Raw genomic sequence first — 23,462 nt, forward strand, 5'->3', positions numbered from 1 at the left:
AGGCAACGACATGGAGCAAACACCGCTGCGGAACAGCAGTCTCGGACGATTCGGTGAAGACCGGGCCGCGGAATGGTTGGAGGACCACGGATTCCGGGTGCTCGAACGCAATTGGCGCTGCGCGCGGGGTGAGGTCGACATCATCGCGTGGCAGTCCTGCACGCTCGTCTTCATCGAGGTGAAGACGCGGGCCGGCAACTCGACCGGCCACCCGTTCGAGGCGATCACGGCATCGAAGGTCACCCGGTTGCGGCGCCTCGTGCCCGCGTGGTTCGAGGACCACCCGGAGGTGTCCGCCCGGGCGGTCCGGATCGACGCCGTCGCGGTGCACGTCGACGGTGACCGGGTCGGGGTCGAGCACGTTGCCGGTGTGCTGTGACGACCGGGATCGGACGGGCATCGGCCATCGCGCTCATCGGGGTCGCCGGCCGGCGGATCGAGGTCGAGGCGCACCTGACCAGCCAACTGCCGGCGTTCAGCATCATCGGCCTGCCGGACACGTCCCTGGGCGAGGCCCGTGAGCGGGTCCGAGCGGCCGCCGCCAACGCGGGGTGCCCGCTGCCCGCTCGGCGGATCACCGTCAACCTGACGCCGGCCGCGATCCCGAAGCGCGGGTCTGGCTTCGACCTCGCGATCGCCATGGCCGTGCTGGCCGGGGCCGGGGTGGCACCGAGGGTGTCCGAGCGGGTGGTGTACATCGGCGAACTGGGGCTCGACGGACGCGTGCGGCCGGTCGTCGGGGTGATCCCGATGCTCCTCGCGGCCCGTGGCGCCGGCGCCGCGCGGGTCGTCGTCCCGGTCGGCAACCTCGCCGAGGCGCGGTTCGTCGAGGGCGTCGAAGTCCACGGCGTCGACTCGCTCCGCGCCGCAGCGATCGACGCCGGTGCGCTCCTGCCCGCCGTCGAGGTCGAGGCCGTCCTGCCGATCGCGGCGCCGTCCGACCAACGACCCGTCGCGGAGCTCGCCGACGTGATCGGGAACCCGATCGGCGTCCGTGCCGTGGTGGCCGCAGCGGTCGGTGGACACCACGCCCTGCTGCTCGGGCCACCGGGGGCCGGGAAGACGATGCTCGCTGAGCGGCTGCCCGGGCTGCTGCCCGACCTCCACGGTGAGGCAGCGCTCGAGGTCGCATCGGTGCGGTCCGTCGCCGGACTCGGATCGGCGTCCTGGACCGAGCGACCACCGTGGGAGGCGCCGCACCACTCGGCGTCGACGGTCGCGCTCGTCGGCGGGGGTTCCGGGGTGCTCCGACCGGGGGCGGTCTCCCGCGCCACCCGCGGTGTGCTGTTCCTGGACGAGGCGCCCGAGTTCCCGCGCGCGGTGCTCGACGCGCTCCGTCAGCCGCTCGAGTCCGGGCGGATCACGGTGCACCGGGCAGCAGGCGCGGCCGAGTTCCCGGCGCGGTGCCAGGTGCTCCTCGCCGCCAACCCGTGTCCCTGCGGCAACGCGGGCGACAGTCGACAACCCTGCGAGTGCAGCCCAGCGACGGTCCGGCGGTACCTCGGGCGGATCTCCGGGCCGCTGCTCGACCGGATGGACATCCGCGTCCGGGTGCCCCGCGTGACGACGGGCAGCATCCGCGCCGGCGACGGCACGACCCCGACGACCGCGGAGGCCCGTCGGGTCGTCGAGCACGCGCGCGAGCGGATGACCGAGCGCCTCCGCGGGACACCGTGGACGCGGAACGCCGAGGTGGCCGGCAGCTGGCTCCGAGCCGAGGGACGGGCCGATCCGGGTGCGACCGCGCCGCTCGACAGGGCGCTCGACCTCGGCACCCTGACGATGCGCGGGTGGGACCGGACGATGCGGCTGGCATGGACCCTCGCGGACCTGCAGTCCGCCGAACGGCCGGCCGGCAACCACGTGCGCGAGGCCCTCGCGCTCCGGAGCGCGCTGTGACCGCGGGCAGCGACCTGCTCGGCGCGGTCCGGTCCGCACTCGGGGACGGCACCGACGTGGTCGACCTCGTCGAGACCGCCTCGCGGATCGCGTGGTCGACCATCGCGGAGCCGGGAGACGCCGTCGCGGGGGAGCTGGTGACGGTGCTCGGGCCGGAACGTGCGCTCGGAGCAGTGCTCGAGGCGGCGGACTCCGGCGTCGTCGGCGACCTGCTCGGTCGCTGTGTCGAGTCGGGGGTCGCGGGGTCGGAGGACGCCGTCGCGTTCGGAGCCGTCCTCGTGGCCGCGGTCGAGCGATGGACGCCCCGGCTCGGGCGTTCCGACGTCGCCGAGGTGCTCGCGGCGGCACGGAGGGTCGGCGCCGCACTCCTCGTCCCGGGCGCGTCGGGTTGGCCCGACGCCGTCGACGACCTCGGTCCGCACGCACCCCTCGTGCTCTGGTCCCGTTCGTCGGCAGCGACAGCCGGACCGGGCCTCGCCGTCGTCGGGTCCCGTGCGAACACCGTCGCCGGAGCCGAAGCGGCGGCCGAGATCGCCTCGACCGCCGTGGACGCCGGATGCTCGGTCATCAGCGGCGGCGCGTACGGCATCGACGCGGTCGCGCACCGGGTGTCCATCGCCGCCGGAGCGTCGACCACCGCCGTGCTCGCGGGCGGCATCGACCAGCTCTACCCGGCCGGGAACGTCGAACTGCTCCGGAACGTCGCACGGCAGGGCGCACTGCTCGCCGAGTCGCCGCCCGGGACCCGACCGACCCGGTGGCGCTTCCTGGCCCGCAACCGGCTGATCGCCGCCCTCGCCGACGTCACGGTGGTCGTCGAGGCAGGTGCACGGTCCGGCGCCCTGAACACGGCGCACCACGCTGCCCAACTCGGTCGACCGGTGTTCGCCGTGCCGGGGGCGTTCTCGTCCTCGGCGTCGGTCGGGTGCCACCGGCTCGTGGCACAGGGCAGGGCGCAGCTGGTCGTCCGCCCGAGGGACCCGGTGGACGCGGCGGTGGCGTCGACCACCCCGTTCACCGTCGACCGTCGGGACGAGCCGCTCACCGGCGCACGTCACGATCCCGAGGTCCTCCGCGTGCTCGATGCCCTGGGGCGTCGGGCCATGTCGGATCACGAGGTCGCCGGCCGGTCGGGGATGTCCCTCGCCGAGGTCGCCGATGCCCTGGCGCTCGCGCAGCTGCAGGGACTCGTCGTGCACACGTCCGGCGGGTGGGCACGGGCCTGACGGTGGCGGGACCTAGCCTGGTGCCGTGGCGGATCGGACGGACGATGCACTCGCGGTGGTGGTGGACGTGTTCCTCGAGCACTCCCGGCACGCCCGCGGGCTGAGCGAGCAGACCGTCCGCGCCTACGCGAACGACCTCGGGCAGCTCGTCACCTTCGCGGCCGGCCGTGGGATCGACCGCGTCGGCGGCCTCGGGCTCGACCTGTTGCGCGACTGGCTGTGGGACGCCGACCACCGTGGCCTCGCCCGGTCGACGATCGCCCGACGGTCGTCGTCCGTGCGGGCGTTCACCCGGTGGGCGAGCGAGTCCGGCATGCTGGCAGTCGACCCGGGGGCGCGCCTCCGCGCACCGAAGGGCGCTGCACACCTGCCCCGCGTCGTGTCGTCCGACCAGGTGCGAAGCATCCTCGACGGACTCGCGGCGCGTGCGGCGACGGACGACCCCGTGGCGTTGCGGGACGTGGCGGTCGTGGAGCTCCTCTACGCCGCGGCCATCCGGGTGAGCGAACTCGTCGGCATCGACGTGCTCGACCTCGACCGCCAGCGCCTCACCGTGCGAGTCCTCGGCAAGGGCGGTCGGGAGCGGGTCGTGCCGTTCGGCGTGCCCGCCCGCGACGCCGTCGAGACGTGGTTCGAACGTGGTCGACCGGTCCTCGCCGCCCGGTCCGACGTCGTGGACCCGGGTGCGCTGTTCCTCGGCGACCGGGGGGCGCGGCTCGGCGTGCGCGGCGCCTACCGGATCGTCGCGCGCGTGCTGCAGGACCTTCCCGGCGAGGGGCCGAGCGGCCCGCACACCTTCCGGCACACCGCGGCGACGCACCTGCTCGACGGGGGAGCGGACCTCCGGGCCGTGCAGGAGCTCCTCGGGCACGCGAGTCTCGGTACGACGCAGATCTACACGCACGTCTCCTCGGCGCGCCTGCGCGAGGTGTACCGGACGGCGCACCCCCGGGCGTGACCGTCGCCACCCGGCGCGGTCGCGTCCGTCACCCGGTCCAGGCGTCCTCGGGCAGCAGCACCGGCCACTCGGCAGCGGGCAGGTACGGCGTCGGGTCGACGTAGCGGTCGTCGAGCCGCGCGCCGAGGTGCAGGCAGGGCTCCGACTCCGGGCAGTGTCCGACCGCGACGCGCCCCACGGTGTCGCCCGGTGCGACGGTGTCTCCCGCGGTGACGGACGGCGTCACGGAGTCGAGTGTGCTGCGGAGTCCGCCACCGTGGTCGATCGTCACCACGCCCCGGCCGGCGACCGAGCCGGCGAAGGTCACCGTGCCGTCGTCGACCGCGACCGCCGCGTCGCCGATCGCCGCGGGGACGTCGAGACCGCGGTGCCCCGCTGCGTAGTCGTCGGCCGGTGCTTCCCAGGGCCGGCTCACCACACGGACCCCGGTCGGCCACACCCACGGGGCACGCGACTCCTCAGCGGTGACCACGGCCCCGCGGACGGCCTCCCGCCCGTGCGTCAGCGTCGCGGTGCCGGCCGACACCGCGCCGACAGCGACCGCGACCGCACCGACGACCACGCGGAGGTTCGTGCGCGGGTGACGGGTCCGTGAGCCGAAGTGCATGGCCCCACCGTCCCGCTTTCCGACGCGTGAGGGGCGGATGTGCGTCGATCTGTGGGCGGTGCGTCGCGCCTCCAGGCCTGTGGAAGGCGGCTGACGTGGGCCGGTGCGACAACGTCGATGTCGCACGACATCGGCGTTGTCGCAAGCGCGCGTCCGCAACCGTTGCGTCTGCAAGGTGCGACGACGCGGTTGTCTCACGACGTCGATGTTGTCGAACCGAGTCGGTCCGACCCGCCCCGCCCCGCCGGCCCCGCCCCGATTGCGCCCCCGCGCCGATCGGGGAGTACAGTCGGGGCCGCTCCGGAACACGCAACGCCGCTCGGACGGCGAACCAGCCGACCGCCGGGGCACCGTGCAGCATCCCGCACGGCGGCAGAACCCAGGAGCATCGTGTCCAACACGACCACCGGGCACGGCACCGACCGTGCGTTCAAGGGGAAGGTCACCGCGTTCGCCATCGCAGCAGCGGTGGGCGGTTTCCTCTTCGGATTCGACTCGTCCGTCATCAACGGCGCGGTCGACGCGATCAAGGGCGAGTTCGGCCTGTCCGAGGCCGCCAGCGGCTTCGCCGTCGCCTCGGCCCTGATCGGTTGCGCGTTCGGCGCGTTCTTCGCCGGCCGTCTCGCCGACCGCTGGGGTCGTACCCGGATCATGTTCTGGGCCGCCGTGCTCTTCCTCGTGTCCTCGATCGGGAGCGCGTTCGCGTTCGCGACGTGGGACCTCGTGATCTGGCGCCTCGTCGGTGGTCTCGGCATCGGGACCGCGTCGGTCATCGCCCCGGCGTACATCTCCGAGGTGTCGCCGAAGGCGATCCGTGGTCGTCTGGCCTCGTTCCAGCAGCTGGCCATCACGCTCGGTATCTTCGCGGCGCTGCTGTCCGACCAGGTGTTCGCGGTCACCGCGGGCGGCGCCTCCGAGACCGTCCTCGGCCTGGCCGCCTGGCGCTGGATGTTCCTCGTCGGCGTGATCCCGTCGGTGGTCTACGGCATCCTGGCGATCACCCTGCCGGAGTCGCCGCGCTTCCTGCTCGCCAAGGGCCGGACGGACGACGCCCGCGAGGTCATGACGAAGATCGTGCCCCGCGACACCGTGAACACGAGCCTCGAGGAGATCCAGGACGGCATCAAGAAGGAGGCCAACGAGAAGAAGGGCTCCATCCGGGGCAACCGCTTCGGCCTGCAGCCCATCGTCTGGGTCGGCATCATCCTCGCGGTGCTGCAGCAGTTCGTCGGCATCAACGTGATCTTCTACTACTCGACGACGCTCTGGCAGGCCGTCGGGTTCAAGGAGAGCGATTCGTTCCTCATCTCCACCATCACCTCGGTGGTGAACGTCGCGGTCACCTTCATCGCCATCTTCACCGTGGACAAGCTCGGCCGGAAGCCGCTGCTCGTCGCGGGTTCGGCCGGCATGTTCGTGTCGCTGCTCATGGTCGCGATCGCGTTCTCGCAGGCGACCATCGTGGACGGTGCACCGCAGCTTCCCGGAGCCTGGGGCATCATCGCGCTGATCTTCGCGAACCTGTTCGTCGTGTCGTTCGGCGCCACCTGGGGTCCGCTCATGTGGGTCCTCCTCGGTGAGATGTTCCCGAACCGCATCCGTGCGACCGCGCTCGGCGTCGGCTCCGCGGCGAACTGGGTCGCGAACTTCCTCGTCACGATCACGTTCCCGGTGCTGTCGAGCTTCAACCTGACGGTTACCTACGGCATCTACGCCCTGTTCGCCCTGCTCTCGCTGTTCTTCGTCCTCGCGAAGATCCCCGAGACGAAGGGTCGCTCCCTCGAGGAGATGGGCATCACCGCCGAGGGCGACACCGTGAGCGCGAAGGCCTGACGTCCCCACGATCCACGGACTGGAGGCCCGGATCACGCAAGCCGGTCGGCGTACGTGATCCGGGCCTCCAGTCTGTTAGCATCTATCCAGCAGCGCGCTGTGCGCGCTGACTTCGCGCGTCCACAGTGCTCATGATCATTCGGTGATCCAGAGCACGTCACGCGGCCACCGGTCCCACTCTCGTGAGTGGGCGGCCGCGCGGACAGGGCGCCAGGGGTCACGGCCACCGGGTCGCGACCGACACAACCGCAACAGGTTCGCAGTCATGCTGCGCGCCGAGAACACACAAGGAGGACGGCATGGCCGTCGTCACCATCCGCCAGCTGCTCGACAGCGGCGTCCACTTCGGACACCAGACCCGTCGGTGGAACCCGAAGGTGAAGCGCTTCATCCTCGCCGAGCGCTCTGGCATCCACATCATCGACCTGCAGCAGTCGCTGGCCTTCATCGACCGCGCGTACGACTTCGTCAAGGAGACGGTCGCGCACGGTGGCACGATCCTCTTCGTGGGCACCAAGAAGCAGGCGCAGGGCTCCATCGCCGAGCAGGCGACCCGCGTCGGCCAGCCGTACGTCAACCAGCGTTGGCTCGGCGGTCTGCTCACGAACTTCCAGACGGTCTCCAAGCGCCTCGCGCGCATGAAGGAGCTCGAGGAGATCGACTTCGACGACACGACGAAGGGCTTCACCAAGAAGGAGCTCCTCATCAAGAAGCGCGAGCTGGACAAGCTCCACAAGACCCTCGGTGGTATCCGCAACCTCACGCGGACCCCGAGCGCGCTCTGGATCGTCGACACCAAGAAGGAGCACCTCGCCGTCGACGAGGCGCAGAAGCTCGGTATCCCGATCATCGGCATCCTCGACACGAACTGCGACCCCGACGAGATCACGTACCCGATCCCGGGCAACGACGACGCGATCCGCTCCGTCGGCCTCCTCACCCGCATCGTCGCCGACGCCGCGGCCGAGGGCCTGAAGACCCGCCACAACGGTGGCGACGACGAAGCGGCCGCCGAGCCCCTCGCCGAGTGGGAGCAGGAGCTCCTCGGTGGCGAGGCCGCCGCCACGACCGAGGCACCCGCCGCTCCGGTTGCCGAGAACGACGCTGACGCGCAGGTCGCCGCCAAGGAGATCGGTGAGCCGATCGCCGACGAGGCGAAGAACGCGGAGCCCACGGCCGAGGCCGAGGCCGCCGCGGAGACCACCCCCGCCGAGTGACCACCGGGGGCGTCGGGCCGATCGGCTCGGCGCCCCTTTCTCTCTCTTTCGAACACACAGTCCAGAAAGGACTCCAGTCAATGGCCAACTACAGCCTTGCTGACGTGAAGAAGCTCCGTGAGGACCTCGGGGCCGGCATGATGGACGCCAAGAACGCCCTGGTCGAGGCCGACGGCGACTACGACAAGGCCGTCGAGCTCCTCCGCATCAAGGGTGCCAAGGCCGTCGCCAAGCGCGACGACCGTGCCACCTCCGAGGGCGTCGTCGTCGCGGTCGCCGAGAACGGCGCCGCCACGGTCGTCGAGCTCGCGAGCGAGACCGACTTCGTCGCGAAGAACGAGAAGTTCACCACCCTCGCGGACAAGGTCGTCGCCGCGGTCGCCGCTGCCGGTGCCGCCGACGTCGCTGCCGGCAACTCCGCGCCGCTCGACGGCAAGACCGTCGCCGAGGTCATCGACGAGAACGCCGCCGCGCTCGGCGAGAAGCTCGAGCTCCGCACGGTCACCCGTGTCGAGGGCGACGCGTTCGAGATCTACCTGCACAAGACCAGCCAGGACCTCCCGCCGCAGATCGCCGTCGTGATCGCGTACGCCGGTGGCGACGCCGCCGAGGCCCGCTCCATCGCGCAGCACGTCGCGTTCGCCAACCCGACGTACCTCACGCGCGACGAGATCCCCGCCGAGGCGATCGAGAAGGAGCGCGCGACCGTCGAGGCGATCACGCGCGAGGAGGGCAAGCCCGAGGCCGCCCTGCCGAAGATCGTCGAGGGTCGCCTCAACGCCTACCGCAAGCAGGTCGCGCTCCTCGAGCAGGACTACGCGAAGGACAACAAGCTGTCCGTCGCGAAGGCCGCCGAGAACGCCGGCATCACGATCCAGGGCTTCGCCCGCGTCAAGGTCGGCGCGTAACGAACCCGTGACGGGGTCAGGAACCGATCGGTTCCTGACCCCGTTTTCGCGCGCACCGCGCGTGTACATTTCCCGAAGACGACGAAGGGTGCAGACAGATGACCGACGAGAAGACCGGACGACGCCGCGTCCTGCTGAAGCTGTCGGGGGAGGCGTTCGGTGCCGGGACACTCGGTGTGAACCCGGACGTCATCGGTGCGATCGCCAAGGAGATCGCCACCGCAGCCCAGGACGTCGAGATCGCGATCGTGGTCGGCGGCGGGAACTTCTTCCGTGGTGCTGAACTCTCGCAGCGTGGCATGGACCGTGGCCGGGCGGACTACATGGGGATGCTCGGCACCGTCATGAACGCCCTCGCCCTGCAGGACTTCCTCGAGCAGGCGGGCGCTGCGACCCGTGTGCAGTCCGCGATCTCGATGACCCAGGTCGCCGAGCCCTACATCCCGCGGCGCGCCGAGCGGCACCTCGAGAAGGGTCGTGTCGTCATCTTCGGTGCCGGCGCCGGGCTGCCCTACTTCTCGACCGACACCGTCGCGGCGCAGCGTGCGCTCGAGATCAAGGCCGACGAGGTCCTCGTCGCCAAGAACGGTGTCGACGGCGTGTACACGGCCGACCCGAAGAAGGACGCCACCGCCGAGAAGCTCCACCACGTCACCTACCAGGACGCGCTCCTCAAGGGCCTCAAGGTCGTCGACGCGACCGCGTTCTCGCTCTGCATGGACAACGGCATGCCGATGCACGTCTTCGGCATGGAGGGTGACGGGAACGTCGCAGCCGCCATCCGGGGCGAACGCATCGGCACGGTGGTCAGCAACTGACCTCCGCCGCTGACTAGACTCGACGCCAGTACCGAAGGAGAACCACCGTGATCAGTGATGTCCTGACCGAAGCCACCGAGAAGATGGCGAAGGCCGTGGAGGTCGCCAAGGACGACTTCTCGACCGTCCGAACCGGCCGCATCAACGCCGCGCTCTTCCAGAAGATCCCGGTCGAGTACTACGGCACGCCGACGCCGCTCGCGCAGCTGGCGTCCCTGCAGACGCCCGAGGCCCGAACGCTCATCGTGACGCCGTACGACAAGTCGGCGCTCAAGGAGATCGAGCGCGCGATCGCGACGTTCCCGAACCTCGGTGCGAGCCCGTCGAACGACGGCGAGATCGTCCGTGTGACGATCCCGGAGCTCACGCAGGACCGCCGCAAGGAGTTCGTGAAGCTCGTCCGCAGCAAGGGCGAGGACCACAAGGTGGTCATCCGCAACATCCGCCGACGCGCCAAGGACGACCTCGACGCGCTGAAGGGTGAGATCTCCGACGACGAGATCTCGCGCGGCGACAAGGACCTCGAGGCCCTGACGAAGAAGCACGTCGATCAGATCGACGACGCGCTGAAGAAGAAGGAAGCCGAACTCCTCGAGGTCTGATGCCCCGTCCAGACCAGGGCGGCGACGACCGCCCCACAGATCAGAAGCGTTCCGCCAAGGGGCTGCGCCAGGACTTCGACGCACGGGCACGCGCTGCCCGCACGGACTTCGAGGCGCAGCTCCGGCAGCGGAAGGCCGACTTCGGCGCCCGGAACGAGGCACTGACGGCACGGACCGGCCGCAACCTGCCGGCGGCCATCGGCATCGCCCTCGCGTTCGCGGTGGTCATGCTCGGGTCGCTGCTCATCTGGACGCCGTCGTTCATGGTCGTCGCCGCGTTCCTGCTCGGCGTCGGCGTGTACGAGCTGGCGAGCGCGATGCGGTTCGCCGGTCGCGACGTCCCGCGGATCCCGAGCGTGCTCGTGGCCGTCGGCGTCGTGCCCGCGGCGTACCTCGGAGGGCAGATCCCGGCCCTGTTCACGCTCCTCGGCGGCATCGTCTTCATCAGTCTCTGGCGCCTGGTCGAGGTCGCGGTCACCCGACCGAAGCCGCCGGCGGGCAACGTCGTCCGCGACCTGACGAACGGGCTGTTCGTCCAGGCGTACATCACCCTGCTCGGCGCCTGCGTGGTGCTGCTCTCCGCCCAGCCCGACGGCAAGCTCTGGGTGATCGCGTTCATCCTCGTGGTGGTGGCCGTCGACACCGGTGCCTACGCCACCGGGCTCAACCTCGGCAAGCACCCGATGGCACCCCGGATCAGCCCGAAGAAGACGTGGGAGGGCTTCGCCGGTTCCGTCGCGGCGAGCATCCTCGTCGGGATCGTCGTCAGCTGGCTCATGCTCGGACTGCCGTGGTGGACGGGCATCATCCTCGGCGTGCTGATCTCCGGGTCCGCCACCCTCGGCGACCTCACCGAGTCGATGATCAAGCGCGACCTCGGCATCAAGGACATCTCGTCGTTCCTGCCCGGGCACGGGGGCCTCCTCGACCGGATCGACAGCATCCTGCCGTCGGCCGCCGTCGCGTACGTCCTGTACCTCGTCGTCAACCACTGACCGCGCGTCCAGGTCACACCAGGGTCCGGTCCTGGCAGAATGTCGCCGTGGCCACCACCTTCCCGAACGCAGACCGCTCCGCCCTCGGATACGACGTCGACGAGGTCGAGCGTTTCCTCGAGGACGCTCGTCGGGCCTACACGGCGAACGACAGCGCCCCCGCGATCGAGGCCGCGAAGATCCGCGCCACGGCGTTCTCGATGCGCAAGGGCGGCTACTCGACCGCGCACGTCGACGCTGCGCTCGAGCGACTCGAGGACGCCTTCGCCGCCCGTGAGCGTGAGCGCGAGATCGCCGACATCGGACAGAAGGCCTGGTACGCCGAGGCCCGCGCGAAGGCGTCCGACGTGGTCGAGCGACTCGAGCGTCCGGACGGACAGCGGTTCAGCCGGGTCAGCGTGCTCGGCACCGGGTACCACCCGAAGGACGTCGACGCCTTCGCCAAGCGCCTCGGGGGCTACTTCCGTGAGGGCAAGCCGCTCAGCCTGACCGAGGTGCGTTCGATCGTGTTCCGGCCGAAGCACGGGGGGTACCGCGAAGGGCAGGTCGACGCGCTGCTCGACGCCGTCGTCGAGGTCATGCTCGCCGTCCGCTGACGACGCGCTCGCGCGGGTGCTTCGCTTTCCGTGATCGTTCCGTTATCCTGGTCAGACTCATGGGCAGGCACACGGCAGACATCAGCTCCGACCGCGATACCCGCGAGCACCTCGGCCTCACGGCCGCCGGTGAGCGCCGCGCGGCACTGAACCGAACCCGCACGGCGGAGAACTCGGTCCTCCCGGCGAACCCGACGGTGGTGACGGCATCGGTGCCGACCGCCCCGGCCAGCGCTCCGAAGTCCGTCGCCGCGAACCGTGTGTCGGACACCGAGGACGCCCAGGCGTCCGTGGCGCGCGCCGTCCCCGCGACGCCCACCGACCCCCGCATCGTCAAGCAGCGCCGTGCTCGCGCGATCGCAGCGCCGACGAAGCCCACCAGCGTCCGTGGTGTGAACTCGTTCATGCGCAAGCGTGCGACGATCCCCGCGCTCTCGTTCTTCGCGGTGTCCGGCATCGTCGTCGGATCGCTCTTCAACCCGATGCAGCCCGACGTCGCCCAGGCCGCGGTGTCCGCACCCGTGCTCGTGAAGGCGCCGGTCGCTCCGCAGGAGTACACGACGCACGGCACCTACGCGGCGTTCGACGTCTCGCGTGACGAGTACGGCGTGACCGTGCCGAAGCCCAAGGTCACCGAGGCACCGAAGACCGACACGACGGACGACGCCACGGACACCGACGCCACGAAGAGCGTGAGCGCCTCGAACACGCTCGCAGCGACCGCCGCGACCCCCGACCCGGGCAGCGCCCAGGCGATCGCGCTCCAGATGGTCACCGCGCGCGGATGGGGCACCGACCAGTACAACTGCCTGGTGTCGCTCTGGAACAAGGAGTCGGGCTGGCGCGTCAACGCGTACAACCCGAGCGGGGCGTACGGCATCCCGCAGGCGCTCCCCGGCAGCAAGATGGGGACCGTCGGTGCCGACTGGCAGACCAACCCCGCCACGCAGATCACGTGGGGCCTGAACTACATCTCCGGCGTGTACGGCACCCCGTGCGGTGCGTGGGGACACAGCCAGTCCTTCAACTGGTACTGATCGGCAGTTCCGGTGCCGCGCAGCAACCGGCCGCGGCGTGCACGCGGTCGTGACCTCGAGCACGAGGACGAGTCCACCGGCCTCGACCGGTTGATGAGCTCCTGGAAGCGCACCGAGGTCCGCCGCGGGCGCGAGTACCTCGTGCAACCGGTGTCGGCGGCGTCGGCGCAGAAGGAGTACGTCTGCCCCGGCTGCGGCGGGACCGTGCTGCCCGGGATCGCCCACGTCGTCGTGTGGCGGGCGGACGGGGTCCTCGGCGACGAGGCAGACCTGGCGTCCCGTCGCCACTGGCACAACCACTGCTGGAGCATCGCGTGACCCACGACACCGGTACGACCGAGATCCGTTCGAACACCGAGCTGCCCGCTCGGCGCACCGACGTCGAACTCGTCACGGACGACCACCTCACGCTGGTCGGGGAACTGGCCGAGCCGCTGGACCGCCCGGCACGCGGCACGATCGTCACGCTGCACCCGCTCCCGACGGCGCACGGGTTCATGGACTCGCACGTGCTGAAGAAGGCGGCGGCCCGCCTGCCGGCCCTGGCGGACATCGCCGTGCTGCGCTTCAACTTCCGATCGGTGTCGTCGCCCCGCGGGACCTCAGAGGGTGCCTTCGGCGACGGCGTCTCCGAAGGGTTTGACCTCCGGGCGGCCGTGACGGACGTCGCAGACCGCGGCCTGCCCACGCCGTGGCTCGTCGGGTGGTCGTTCGGCACCGAGGTGATCCTCAAGCACGCCCTGGAGCACGTGGAGTCCGGCTGTGTCGCCGGGGTCGTCCTCCTGTCGCCGCCGCTGCACCGGACGTCCGACGACGAGCTCGCTCGCTGGGCCGCCGTGGACGTGCCCGTCGTGGCACTGGTCCCCGAGCACGACGACTTCCTGCAGCCGGACGAGGCCGCACGGCGGTTCGCCCTCGCGCCGAACGTCCGGGTGGTCCCGGTCGATGGCGCGAAGCACCTCTGGGTGGGGGAGCGGTACGTGCGGATCGTGCTCGACGCGATCGCCGACCTCGTCGTGCCGGGCAGCGCGCCGCTCCCGACGCACCTGCCCGCCTAGCGTTCGGCGGACGCCTCGCGGTCGTCGTCGGCCGTGGTGTCGACCTCGCCGTCGGAGTCCACCGCCGGTGCGTTCCCGAGCAGACCGGTCGCGTGGGTCAGCACGCCCCGGAGGTTCTCGAGGTACCCGGCGACCGCGTCCCGCTCGGTCCGGATCGCGGCGAGGCGGTCCTCCGACTCGGCGATGATGCCGGCCGTGCGCTCCTCGGCGTCGGCGATCATCTTGTGCACACGGTCCTGCGCGTCGGCGACGATCGTGCGCGCGTGCTCCTGCGCGTCCGAGGTGCTCGAACGCTCGAGGTCGTCGGCTTCCTGCTGGAGACGCTCGGCACGCTCCCGGGCCTCGGACGCGCGGCGGGTGGCCTCGGCCAGCTGCAGGTTCGCCTCGTCGAGGTACTTCTGCGTCTCGGTGACGGTGTCGTGGTGCTTCTGCAGGTAGTCCTGCTCGGCGTCGTCGCGACGCGCGGCGAGCTCCGACTCGAGCGTCGTGCGGGCCTCGTCGCGCTCGCGGGCGATCTCGGCGCGGACCTCGTCGCGCTCCTTCGTCAGGTCGGCACGCGCGGTGTCGATCTCCTGTCGCAGGGCGGTGCGCTCGGCCTCGAGCGTGTCGAGCTCGGCGGTGCGACGGTCGGCGATCTCGGTGTCGACCTCGGCGTGCTCGCGCTCCCGGCGTGCGGCGAGCTCGTTCTCGTGCTCGCGGGCGGCGCGCTCGGCGACGGCCGCTGCCTCGGTGCGCTCGCGTTCGATGCGCGCCGTGTGCTCCTCGAGCTCGCGGGCGATGCGGTCGGCGGTCTCCTGCACCAGGCGGGCGTTCTCGGCGCGGGTCTGCTCCTCGTCCACCCGGAGCTGAACTCGGGCGGCCTCGATCTCCTGCTCGAGCGCGGTGCGGGCACCGGCGAGCTCGCGCTCCCACCCGGCACGCGCGGCGGCGAGTTCCTCGTCGAGGACACGGCGGCGGTCGGCGAGCTCGGTGTCGATCTCGGCACGACGCCGGTCGACCTCGGACGCGAGGTCGGCGCGGCCGGTCTCGATCTCGAGGGCGTGCGCCTGCTGCTGTTCGTCCCGCTCACGGTGCCAGGCCGCCCGGCCCTCGGTGACCTCGCGCTCGAGCGCCTCCCGTCGGGTCGTCTCCTCGCGGTCGAGGTCCTCGACGCGGCGGGCGTGGTCGGCCTCGAACACACTGCGGCGGTGTTCGGTCTCACGGTCGAGGTCGGCGGCGGCCTGACGTGCCCCGGCGGACTCGCGCTGGGCGATCTCGCGCAGCTCGGCCACCTCGTGCTCGACCCGGGCGCGGAGGGCGTTCGTCTCGCGGATCGCGACCGAGCGGACCTCGGCTGCCTCGGTGACGGCGGCACCGCGGATCGCGGCGGCCTCGTTGCGGGCGTCCTGCGTGAGCAGGCCTGCCTCGGCGCGGGCGCGCTCGACGGTGTCGGCGGACTCGGCCCGGGCACGGGTCAGCTCGTTCGTGGAGCGGGTGCGTGCGTCCTCGAGGGTGTCGCGCGCTTCTTCCTGTGCCTCGCGCAGGGTGCGGTCGGCCTCGGCACGACTGGACGCCCGGAGCCGCTGGGCGTCGATGTCCGCCTGGCTGATGAGCCGGGTGGACTGCTCCTCGGCGACGCGGAGCGTGGACTCGAGCCGGGTGCCGAGACCGCTGTACGTGGGGGTGCCGGCCTCGTCGAGCTCGCCCTGCAGCTCCGACACCCGCGACTGCAGGAGACGGATCTCCTTCGCGGCGTCGGCCCGGTCGTTGTTCGACTTGATGAGCTCGCGGCGCAGGTCGTTCAGCGCACGGTCCACGTCTTCGCGGCGGTACCCGCGCAGCTCGGTCCCGAACTCTGCCTCGTCGTTCGCCACGTGTTCGCTCCTGGGTGCTCGGCGGAGGGCACAGGGAAGGCCCGGCCACGATTGTAGTGGCGCGTCGAGATCGTCGGCTGTGACCGCGGACAGCGCCGGGGGATGCGCCGTCCAGGCTCGCTCGCTATCCTGGAGCGCTGATTCGCGCGCCGTCACCCCCACCCCGGCGCGGTAGGGAGAAGATCCGTGCGATTCGTCCTGGCGATCGTCAGTTTCGTCATCGGTCTGTTGCTCGTCGCGCTCGCGGTCGGCCAGCGGACCGTGTTCGAGCCACCGTCGTCGCTGAGCGCGTCGTCGTCCTCGAAGAGCTCGGCGCCGGTGACGGTGATCCCGGGCTCGACCCTGAACGCGAACCCCGGCTACCAGCGCATCAACGTCGCGGGCTCCGGCAAGGTCTTCGCGGCCTACGGCAAGACCTCCGACGTGGACGCGTGGGTGGGTGACGCGAAGCACACGACCATGCGGTTCGACGCCGACCAGGCGAAGCTCGTCGGTCGGACCACCGGCACCGAGTCCAGCGTCCCGGACCCCGCCGGCAGCGACCTCTGGTACCAGGAGTACGACGGCGCCGGGCAGTTCACCGTCCGGCTGCCGAAGGACGTCTCCGTGATCATCGTCGGTGACGGCACGTCCGCAGCCCCGAGTGACGTCTCGGTCACCTGGCCGCGGGACACCGCGACCCCGAGCGTCGGACCCTTGCTCGTCGCCGGTGGCGTCTTCCTCGTGGGTGGGATCGTGCTGCTCGTCTGGGCCTTCGTCCACCAGCGTCGTGGCCGTGGTCCTCGTCGTCGCAGCGGGGGTTCGCGTCCGCCGCGTGTCCGTGCGTCGCGTCGTGCCGCGGCGGCGGGTGCGCAGGTGCCGGTCCGCGGTCGCCGTGGTCGGCGCGCGTTCGTGGCGATCCCGGTCCTGCTCGTCGGGGCCCTCGGCCTCGCGGGCTGCTCGGCGGACTACTGGCCCCAGGGCGGCTCCGCAGCGAGCCCGACGCCGACCGCCACCGCGACCGGCACGGCTGCCCAGAGCGAACCGACCGCCGCGACCAAGCAGCAGATCAGCCGCATCGTCGAACGGGTCGCCGCCGTCGCGAAGCAGGCCGACGAGACCCGGGACGCCCGGCTCGCGGGGGAGCGGTTCACCGGCGCCGCGCTCGACCTCCGCACGGCCAACTACACGATCCGCGCGAAGGACGCCGACGTGGACGCCCCGCCGGCCATCTCCGCCGACCAGGTCTGCGTGGCGCTGCCCCAGCAGACCGACTCCTGGCCGCGCACCGTGTTCGCCGTCGTCGCCGAGGACTGCGACGCCAAGTCCGCGCCGCAGGCCCTGACGCTCGTGCAGGACTCCGCGCGGGACGCCTACAAGGTCGCGTACGACGTGTCGCTCGAGGCGGCGGCGAAGATCCCGAGCCTGGCACCGACGTCGATCGGCGCCGCACTGCTCGCGCCGAACACGAAGCTGCTCTCGATCGCGCCGGACCAGATCGCCCGCGTCTACGGCGACATCCTGTCGAAGGACAAGGACAGCACGTACGCGTCGTACTTCCAGGCGGACGGCGACGGGCTCCGGTCGACGATCGGCAAGGCCTACAAGGACAAGAAGTCCGCGTCCCTGCCCGACACGGCCAAGATCGAGTACTCGTCCGAGGTGCCGGCGGACAGCGCCGTGGCGATCGCCACGGACGGCGCGGGAGCGCTGGTCTCCGCCGAGCTCAACGAGATCGAGAAGGTCACGCCGACGGCAGCAGGCGCCGAGGTCAACACCGAGGGTGCGGTCAAGGCGCTCTCCGGTGTCGACTCCAGCACGAAGGGCATCAGCGCCACCTACGGCGTCCAGCTGCTCTTCTACGTGCCCCCGGTGGGCACCGATGACAAAGTGGTCCTGCTCGGGTTCACGCAGGGCCTGACAGCAGCGAGTGAGGTGCAATGACCAACGTCCCCCCGACCCCGTCCGGTCTCCGCGGAGCCGTCGACCTGTCGTCCCTCGTCGACCGTGCACAGCGGCCGCCCCAGCCCCCGGCACCCGCCGGCGGCCCGGCGGGCGTGTCCGCCGCCGGCGGCCCCGGCAGCGAGACCGGCGCCGAGCTGACCGTCCCGTCCCTCGTCCTCGACGTCACGGACCAGTCCTTCCAGGACGTCCTGCAGCTGTCCACGATCGTCCCGGTGATCGTCGACATCTGGGCGGAGTGGTGCGGGCCGTGCAAGCAGCTCTCGCCGATCCTCGAGCAGCTCACCGCCGAGTACGACGGCCGTGTGCTCCTCGCCAAGGTGGACGCGGACACCAACCCCCAGCTCGTGCAGGCCTTCCAGGCGCAGTCGATCCCGACCGTGGCCGCGCTCATCGGCGGACGTCCCCTCGGGCTGTTCGTCGGGGCGCTGCCCGAGGCACAGGTCCGCGACGTCTACGAGCAGGTCCTCGCCGCCGCCGCCGAGAACGGTGTCTCCGGACGCGTCACGGTCGACGGAGCGGCTCCGGCCGACGCCGTCGAGCAGGGGGAGCCCGAACCGGAGCCGCTGCCCCCGCACCACCAGGCCGCGTACGACGCGATCGAGCAGGGTGACTACGCCACCGCGATCCAGGAGTACAAGACCGCCATCGCGCAGGACCCGCACGACCAGATGGCCGTCGCCGGGCTCGCGCAGGTCTCGCTCCTCGACCGGCTGAACGGCCACACCGCGGACGAGATCCGTGCCGCGGCCGCCGCCGACCCGACGGACGTCGCCGCGCAGCTGGCCGTCGCCGACCTCGACATCTCCGGCGGGCACGTCGACGACGCGTTCGGTCGTCTGCTGGACCTCGTGCCGACGGTCTTCGGCGATGCGCGTGAACCCCTTCGGGCCCGCCTGGTCGAGTACTTCGAGCTCATCGGCACCGAGGATCCGCGTGTCGTCGCGGCCCGGCGTCGGCTGGCGAGCGCCCTGTACTGAGCGCACCCACAGAGCGGACTGGAGGCGCGGTGCCAGCTGGCACCACGCCTCCAGTCCGTCTTCTGGGGACGTCTCCCGCGTCTACCGCGCCAGCTTCAGCCAGACCGCGCCGAGCGGCGGCACCACCAGGTGCGCCGACGCGGGGCGGCCGGCCCACGGGGTCTCCTCCGCGGTGACGACGCCGAGGTTCCCGACGCCGGACCCGCCGTACTCCGCGGCGTCGGTGTTGAGGACCTCGTGCCAGGCGCCCGCCGTGGGCAGCCCGAAGCGCCGCTCCACCGGGACCCCGGAGAAGTTCACGAAGACGGCCAGCCGGTCGTCGCCGTCCTTGCGGAGGAACCCGAGCGTGGAGTGCGGTGCGTCCCCGCCCTCGATCCACTCGAACCCGTCGGCGGTGGCGTCGTGGGTCCAGAGCGCCGGGGTCTCGCGGTACACCCGGTTGAGCGACGCGACGAGGTCCTGCACACCGCGGTGGCCCGGGTCGTCCAGCAGCCACCAGTCGAGCCCGCGGGCCTCGGACCACTCGGTGGGCTGCGCGAACTCCTGGCCCATGAAGAGCAGCTGCTTGCCGGGGTGCGCCCACATGAAGGCCAGGTACGCCCGCACGTTCGCGAGCTTCTGCCACTCGTCACCGGGCACCTTGCCGTACAGGGAGCCCTTGCCGTGCACGACCTCGTCGTGGCTGATCGGCAGCGTGAACTGCTCGCTGAACGCGTACACGAACGAGAACGTGATCTCGTCGTGGTGGTAGCTGCGGTACACCGGTTCGCGCTCGATGTACTGGAGCGAGTCGTGCATCCAGCCCATGTTCCACTTCTGGCCGAAGCCGAGGCCGCCGGCGCTCGTGGGCTGGGTGACGCCCGGCCACGACGTGCTCTCCTCGGCGATCATCACGATGCCGGGGTAGCGCTTGTACGCGGTGGCGTTGGTCTCCTGCAGGAACGAGATCGCCTCGAGGTTCTCGCGCCCACCGTGCACGTTGGGCAGCCACTCGGTCCGCGAGTAGTCGAGGTAGAGCATCGAGGCGACGGCGTCGACCCGGAGCCCGTCGATGTGGAACTCCTCGAGCCAGTACAGCGCGTTGGCGACGAGGAAGTTGCGCACCTGCGGCTGCCCGAAGTCGAACACGTACGTGCCCCAGTCGAGCTGTTCCCCGCGGCGGGGGTCCGGGTGCTCGAACAGGGCGTAGCCGTCGAACTTGCCGAGCGCCCACTCGTCCTTCGGGAAGTGTCCGGGGACCCAGTCCATGATCACGCCGATGCCCGCCGAGTGCAGGCGGTCGATGAGGTACCGGAGGTCGTCGGGGGAGCCGAAGCGTGCGGTCGGTGCGTAGTAGCCGGTGACCTGGTAGCCCCACGACCCGCCGAACGGGTGCTCGGACAGCGGCAGGAACTCGACGTGGGTGAACCCGAGGTGCTGCACGTGCCCGATGAGCTGGTCGGCGGCGTCGCGGTACGACAGCCCGGGACGCCACGAACCGAGGTGGACCTCGTAGACGCTCATCGGACGGTCGTGCGTGGTGGTCTTCGCCCGGTGCTCCATCCACTGCGCGTCGCCCTCGGACCACGAGTAGTCGGACGAGGTGATGACGGACGCAGTGAGCGGCGGGACCTCGGTGCGTCGGGCGAACGGGTCGGCGCGTTCCACCCAGCCCGAGTCGGTGAGCAGCTGGAACTTGTACCGCTGGCCCTCGAGCGCGCCGGGCCAGAACAGCTCCCAGACGCCGAGGTCGGTGAGCCGGCGCATCGCGGTGGTCCGGCCCTCCCAGCCCTCGAAGTCGCCGATGACCCGGACGGCCGTCGCACGGGGTGCCCACACCGTGAACGAGACGCCGTCGACGCCGTCGACGGTCGTGACGTGTGCACCGAGGTGGTGCCACAGCTGCTCGTCGCGGCCCTCGCCGAACAGGTGCAGGTCGAGTTCGCCGATCGTCGGGGCGAACCGGTAGGCGTCGTCGGTCGTCCAGGTCGCGTCGTCGGTGTCGGTGGACTCGTCGTGGTCGTAGTCCGCCTCGACCCGGTACCGGCCGAGGTCACCCGCGACAGCTCCGGCCCACAGGCCGTCGCCCTCGTGCGTCAGCTCGATGTCGTCGCCGTCGGGGCGGACGATCCGGACGGCGTCCGCGAGGTGCCGGACCACCCGGACGCTCGTGCCGCCGTCGACGGGGTGCGGGCCGAGGACGTCGTGCGGCTGCGACCAGCGGGCCTCGGCGACCTGCTGGCGGAGCCAGTCCTCGAGCGGGGCGGGACGCGGCTCGGGAGCGGCGTCGGACGACGGTGCCGCCGGCGCTCCCGACGTGGCCGTCGCTCCCGACGTGGCCGTCGCTGCCGGAGCGTCGGATGCCGGTGCGGTCGGTGCGCCGCTGCCGACGGCCTCGGACGCGATGTGCCGCGGGTGCGCCGCGTCGGATGCGTGACCGGCCAGCGTCGCGGACTCGGGGACCCCGCGGTCGGGAGCCTCGTGCGGAGCCGGCGGCGCGCCGGGCAGGTCCTCGCCGGGGGCGGAGACGCGCGGCTCGTACCGCTGGGTCGGCGGCGTGGTCGGCCGGGCCTCGTACGACTCCGGGGCCACGGGTGCGTCCGCCCGCTCGGCGGCGACGTGGTGCGCGGGGTGCGTCGGACGAGGGGTGTCGGACGGCATGCGACGCGGGAGCACGGGCGGCGGGGGCGGCGGCACCGCCGGCACGCCGGGGGAGTCGCCCCGGGCCTTCCGTGCGTCGTCCTCGGGGTGGGTGTCGGTCATCGGTGGGGTCCCTCCACGACGAGCAGGTGCACGGGTTCCTGGAACGCGTCCAGGCGGACGTAGTTCGACGATCCCCAGACCCAGCGCTGGCCGGTCACGACGTCGCGGACGTCGAACGCCTGCTCGGCGTCGAGGCCGAGGGCGGCGAGGTCGAGGTGGACCGTGGTCTCACGGGCCGAGTGGGGGTCGACGTTCGCGACGACGATCACGGTGTCGTCGCGGCCGGAGCGGATGAACCGTCCGGGCAGGTGCTTCGAGTAGACGACGATCGCCGGGTCCTCGGCGTCGTGCACGTGCAGGTTCCGGAGCTGACGGAGCGCGGGGTGCGCCTGCCGGAACCGGTTGAGCATCGTCACGTACGGCGCCAGGCTCGCACCCTCGGCCTCGGCCAGTGCGAAGTCGCGGGGCTTGTACTCGTACTTCTCGTTGTCGATGTTCTCCTCCGAGCCCGGACGGGCGACGTCCTCGAAGAGTTCGTACCCGGAGTACATGCCCCACGTGGGCGCCCCGGTCGCCGCGAGCGCCGCTCGGATCTTGTACCCGGCGCGACCGCCGAACTGCAGGTACTCGGTGAGGATGTCGGGCGTGTTCACGAAGAGGTTCGGGCGCAGGTAGGCGCTGGTCTCGTGCGAGAGCTCGTCGAAGTACTCGGCGATCTCGTCCTTCGAGTTCCGCCAGGTGAAGTACGAGTAGGACTGCTGGAACCCGACCTCGGCGAGGGCACGCATCATCGCGGGGCGGGTGAACGCCTCGGCGAGGAAGACGGTGTCGGGGTGCTCGTCGCGGACCTCGCGGATGACGCGTTCCCAGAACCAGAGCGGCTTGGTGTGCGGGTTGTCGACGCGGAAGATCCGGATGCCGAAGGCGATCCAGTGCCGGAGCACCCGGAGGACCTCGGTGACCAGGCCCTCGGGGTCGGAGTCGAACTGGATCGGGTAGATGTCCTGGTAGCGCTTCGGTGGGTTCTCGGCGGTGGCGATCGAGCCGTCGGCGCGCTGGGTGAACCAGTCCGGGTGCTCGGTGACCCACGGGTGGTCGGGGGAGCACTGCAACGCGAAGTCGAGGGCGACCTCCATCCCGGTGTTCTTCGCCGTCTCGACGAAGTCGCGGAAGTCGTCCTCGGTGCCGAGGTCGGGGTGGATCGCGTCGTGCCCGCCCTCCGGCCCGCCGATGGCCCAGGGGCTGCCGGGATCGTGCGGCCCGGGGGTCAGGGTGTTGTTCGGGCCCTTGCGGGCGGTCGTCCCGATCGGGTGGATCGGGGGCAGGTAGACGACGTCGAACCCCATGCGGGCGACGCCGGGCAGACGGCGCGCGGCGGTGCGGAAGTCGCCGCTCTTCCACGAGCCGTCGGCGTTCTTCTTCGCGCCCTCGCTCCGGGGGAAGAACTCGTACCAGGCGCCGACGCCCGCGCGGGTCCGTTCGACGTCGAGCAGCTGGGTCGGGGAGTGCGTGCGCAGCGAGGTCAGCGGTGCCTCTTCGACCTCGGCGGTGATGCGCGGGTCGTCGACGGCGGCGAGGCGCTCGGCCGGGTCGAGGTCGGTGTCGCGGATGCGTGCGGCGGCGCGCGTGGCTGCGGGGGAGTCGGTCTCCGCTGCCAGTCGGTCGAGGAGCACCGCGCCGTCGAGCAGGGTCGCCTCGGTGTCGACGCCAGCGGCGATCTTGAGCCGCGCGGCGTGCAGCCAGGTGGCCCAGTCGTCGGCGTAGGACTCGACGTGCCACGTCCAGACGCCGGTGTGGTCGACCTGCACCGTGGCCTCGTACCGGTCGGTGCCCGCGGCGACGAGGACGAGCGGTACCGTGCGGGTGCCCCCGTCCGGTCGTTCGAGGACGAGGTCGGCGCCGATGACGCCGTGCCCCTCGCGGAAGACGGTGGCACCGAACGTGATCACCTCGCCGTCGAACGCCTTGCTGGGGAATCCGTTCGGCGTGGTGGGGGAGAGCTCGGTGATCGGGATGCGCCCGATCTTCGGTCGGCGGGGTCGGTCTGCGGTGGCCACGGAGCCGACGCTACCCGGCGAGGGGCTCCGCGTTCCCCGGAAGGCGACCTCTGTGGACGACCCGGGCGTGCCGTGGACCTGTGGAGGGACGGCCGCGGGTTGCGTGCCGGGGCCGAACCGCGCCTCCCGGCAGCCCGTTCTTTCCCAGCACGCGTGCGATGGAAAGCGGATCCGGGCGTACCGACGTGATCTGGA

General features: G+C 71.5%; 20 protein-coding genes. 16 read left to right on the plus strand and 4 right to left on the minus strand.

Features of this window, described 5'->3' with window-relative positions:
* Window positions 1–10 precede the first annotated feature (10 nt).
* From CRP27_RS00375 to CRP27_RS00390, 4 genes are read left to right on the plus strand one after another with little or no spacing between them, the layout of a single operon-like run.
* Window positions 11–379: a YraN family protein gene (locus CRP27_RS00375; RefSeq protein ID WP_097178852.1), complete on the plus strand. Its 369-nt coding sequence runs from the start codon at window positions 11–13 to the stop codon at window positions 377–379.
* A complete protein-coding gene (locus CRP27_RS00380; protein ID WP_176505408.1) occupies window positions 376–1,899 on the plus strand; it encodes a YifB family Mg chelatase-like AAA ATPase in 1,524 nt (507 codons plus the stop codon). The genes CRP27_RS00375 and CRP27_RS00380 overlap by 4 nt, the downstream gene beginning before the upstream one ends.
* Entirely contained in the window at window positions 1,896–3,125 is a 1,230-nt protein-coding gene (gene dprA / locus CRP27_RS00385; protein ID WP_176505409.1) for a DNA-processing protein DprA, read from the plus strand. Before CRP27_RS00380 ends, dprA begins: the two co-directional genes overlap by 4 nt.
* 25 nt (window positions 3,126–3,150) lie before the next feature.
* Window positions 3,151–4,083, plus strand: a complete 933-nt coding sequence (locus CRP27_RS00390; protein WP_097178854.1) for a tyrosine recombinase XerC — start codon at window positions 3,151–3,153, stop codon at window positions 4,081–4,083.
* Window positions 4,084–4,111: 28 nt separating this feature from the next.
* Here CRP27_RS00390 and CRP27_RS00395 read toward each other — a convergent pair whose 3' ends face one another.
* Entirely contained in the window at window positions 4,112–4,690 is a 579-nt protein-coding gene (locus CRP27_RS00395; protein WP_097178855.1) for a murein hydrolase activator EnvC, read from the minus strand.
* A 390-nt stretch (window positions 4,691–5,080) separates the two neighbouring features.
* On the opposite strand from CRP27_RS00395, the gene CRP27_RS00400 reads away from it, so the two are divergent.
* From CRP27_RS00400 to CRP27_RS00445, 10 genes are all read left to right on the plus strand, one after another.
* Window positions 5,081–6,523, plus strand: coding sequence for a sugar porter family MFS transporter (locus tag CRP27_RS00400; protein ID WP_255257381.1), 1,443 nt, complete (start codon window positions 5,081–5,083; stop codon window positions 6,521–6,523).
* A 299-nt stretch (window positions 6,524–6,822) separates the two neighbouring features.
* A complete protein-coding gene (gene rpsB / locus CRP27_RS00405) occupies window positions 6,823–7,740 on the plus strand; it encodes a 30S ribosomal protein S2 (protein ID WP_097178856.1) in 918 nt (305 codons plus the stop codon).
* 80 nt (window positions 7,741–7,820) lie between these two features.
* Window positions 7,821–8,648 (plus strand): translation elongation factor Ts, encoded by an 828-nt coding sequence (gene tsf, locus CRP27_RS00410; RefSeq protein WP_097178857.1) that lies wholly within the window; start codon window positions 7,821–7,823, stop codon window positions 8,646–8,648.
* Window positions 8,649–8,746: 98 nt separating this feature from the next.
* A complete protein-coding gene (pyrH, locus tag CRP27_RS00415; RefSeq protein WP_079236321.1) occupies window positions 8,747–9,466 on the plus strand; it encodes a UMP kinase in 720 nt (239 codons plus the stop codon).
* 47 nt (window positions 9,467–9,513) lie between these two features.
* Window positions 9,514–10,068, plus strand: coding sequence for a ribosome recycling factor (frr, locus tag CRP27_RS00420; protein ID WP_079236320.1), 555 nt, complete (start codon window positions 9,514–9,516; stop codon window positions 10,066–10,068).
* Window positions 10,068–11,063 carry a phosphatidate cytidylyltransferase gene (locus tag CRP27_RS00425; protein ID WP_176505410.1) on the plus strand — a complete coding sequence of 332 codons (996 nt, stop codon included), beginning with the start codon at window positions 10,068–10,070 and terminating at the stop codon, window positions 11,061–11,063. Before frr ends, CRP27_RS00425 begins: the two co-directional genes overlap by 1 nt.
* 47 nt (window positions 11,064–11,110) lie before the next feature.
* On the plus strand, window positions 11,111–11,659 hold the full coding sequence (locus CRP27_RS00430) for a DivIVA domain-containing protein (RefSeq protein WP_097178858.1): 549 nt from the start codon (window positions 11,111–11,113) through the stop codon (window positions 11,657–11,659).
* Window positions 11,660–11,718: 59 nt separating this feature from the next.
* Entirely contained in the window at window positions 11,719–12,696 is a 978-nt protein-coding gene (locus CRP27_RS18395) for a lytic transglycosylase domain-containing protein (protein WP_255257382.1), read from the plus strand.
* Between the two features lie 12 nt (window positions 12,697–12,708).
* A complete protein-coding gene (locus CRP27_RS00440; RefSeq protein WP_097178859.1) occupies window positions 12,709–13,014 on the plus strand; it encodes a hypothetical protein in 306 nt (101 codons plus the stop codon).
* Window positions 13,011–13,754 carry an alpha/beta hydrolase gene (locus CRP27_RS00445; RefSeq protein WP_255257383.1) on the plus strand — a complete coding sequence of 248 codons (744 nt, stop codon included), beginning with the start codon at window positions 13,011–13,013 and terminating at the stop codon, window positions 13,752–13,754. The genes CRP27_RS00440 and CRP27_RS00445 overlap by 4 nt, the downstream gene beginning before the upstream one ends.
* Here CRP27_RS00445 and CRP27_RS00450 read toward each other — a convergent pair.
* Window positions 13,751–15,607, minus strand: coding sequence for a hypothetical protein (locus CRP27_RS00450; RefSeq protein ID WP_097178860.1), 1,857 nt, complete (start codon window positions 15,605–15,607; stop codon window positions 13,751–13,753). The two genes, CRP27_RS00445 and CRP27_RS00450, sit on opposite strands and share 4 nt — an antisense overlap.
* A 186-nt stretch (window positions 15,608–15,793) precedes the next feature.
* Here CRP27_RS00450 and CRP27_RS00455 point away from each other — a divergent pair, with 186 nt between their 5' ends.
* Both CRP27_RS00455 and CRP27_RS00460 read left to right on the plus strand, forming a co-directional pair.
* The gene (locus CRP27_RS00455) at window positions 15,794–17,530 is read left to right on the plus strand and encodes a hypothetical protein (RefSeq protein WP_097178861.1); all 1,737 of its coding nucleotides are present in this window, start codon (window positions 15,794–15,796) and stop codon (window positions 17,528–17,530) included.
* Window positions 17,527–18,528: a tetratricopeptide repeat protein gene (locus CRP27_RS00460; RefSeq protein WP_097178862.1), complete on the plus strand. Its 1,002-nt coding sequence runs from the start codon at window positions 17,527–17,529 to the stop codon at window positions 18,526–18,528. The genes CRP27_RS00455 and CRP27_RS00460 overlap by 4 nt, the downstream gene beginning before the upstream one ends.
* 81 nt (window positions 18,529–18,609) lie before the next feature.
* Here CRP27_RS00460 and glgB read toward each other — a convergent pair whose 3' ends face one another.
* Together glgB and CRP27_RS00470 are read right to left on the minus strand one after the other, a co-directional pair.
* Window positions 18,610–21,270: a 1,4-alpha-glucan branching protein GlgB gene (gene glgB, locus CRP27_RS00465; RefSeq protein ID WP_255257384.1), complete on the minus strand. Its 2,661-nt coding sequence runs from the start codon at window positions 21,268–21,270 to the stop codon at window positions 18,610–18,612.
* Complete coding sequence (locus CRP27_RS00470) at window positions 21,267–23,267, minus strand: alpha-1,4-glucan--maltose-1-phosphate maltosyltransferase (RefSeq protein ID WP_176505411.1); 2,001 nt, start codon at window positions 23,265–23,267, stop codon at window positions 21,267–21,269. The genes glgB and CRP27_RS00470 overlap by 4 nt, the downstream gene beginning before the upstream one ends.
* Between the last annotated feature and the right edge of the window lie 195 nt (window positions 23,268–23,462).

Source organism: Curtobacterium sp. 314Chir4.1, from assembly GCF_900215175.1.
GTDB classification, from domain to species: Bacteria; Actinomycetota; Actinomycetes; order Actinomycetales; family Microbacteriaceae; genus Curtobacterium; species Curtobacterium pusillum_A.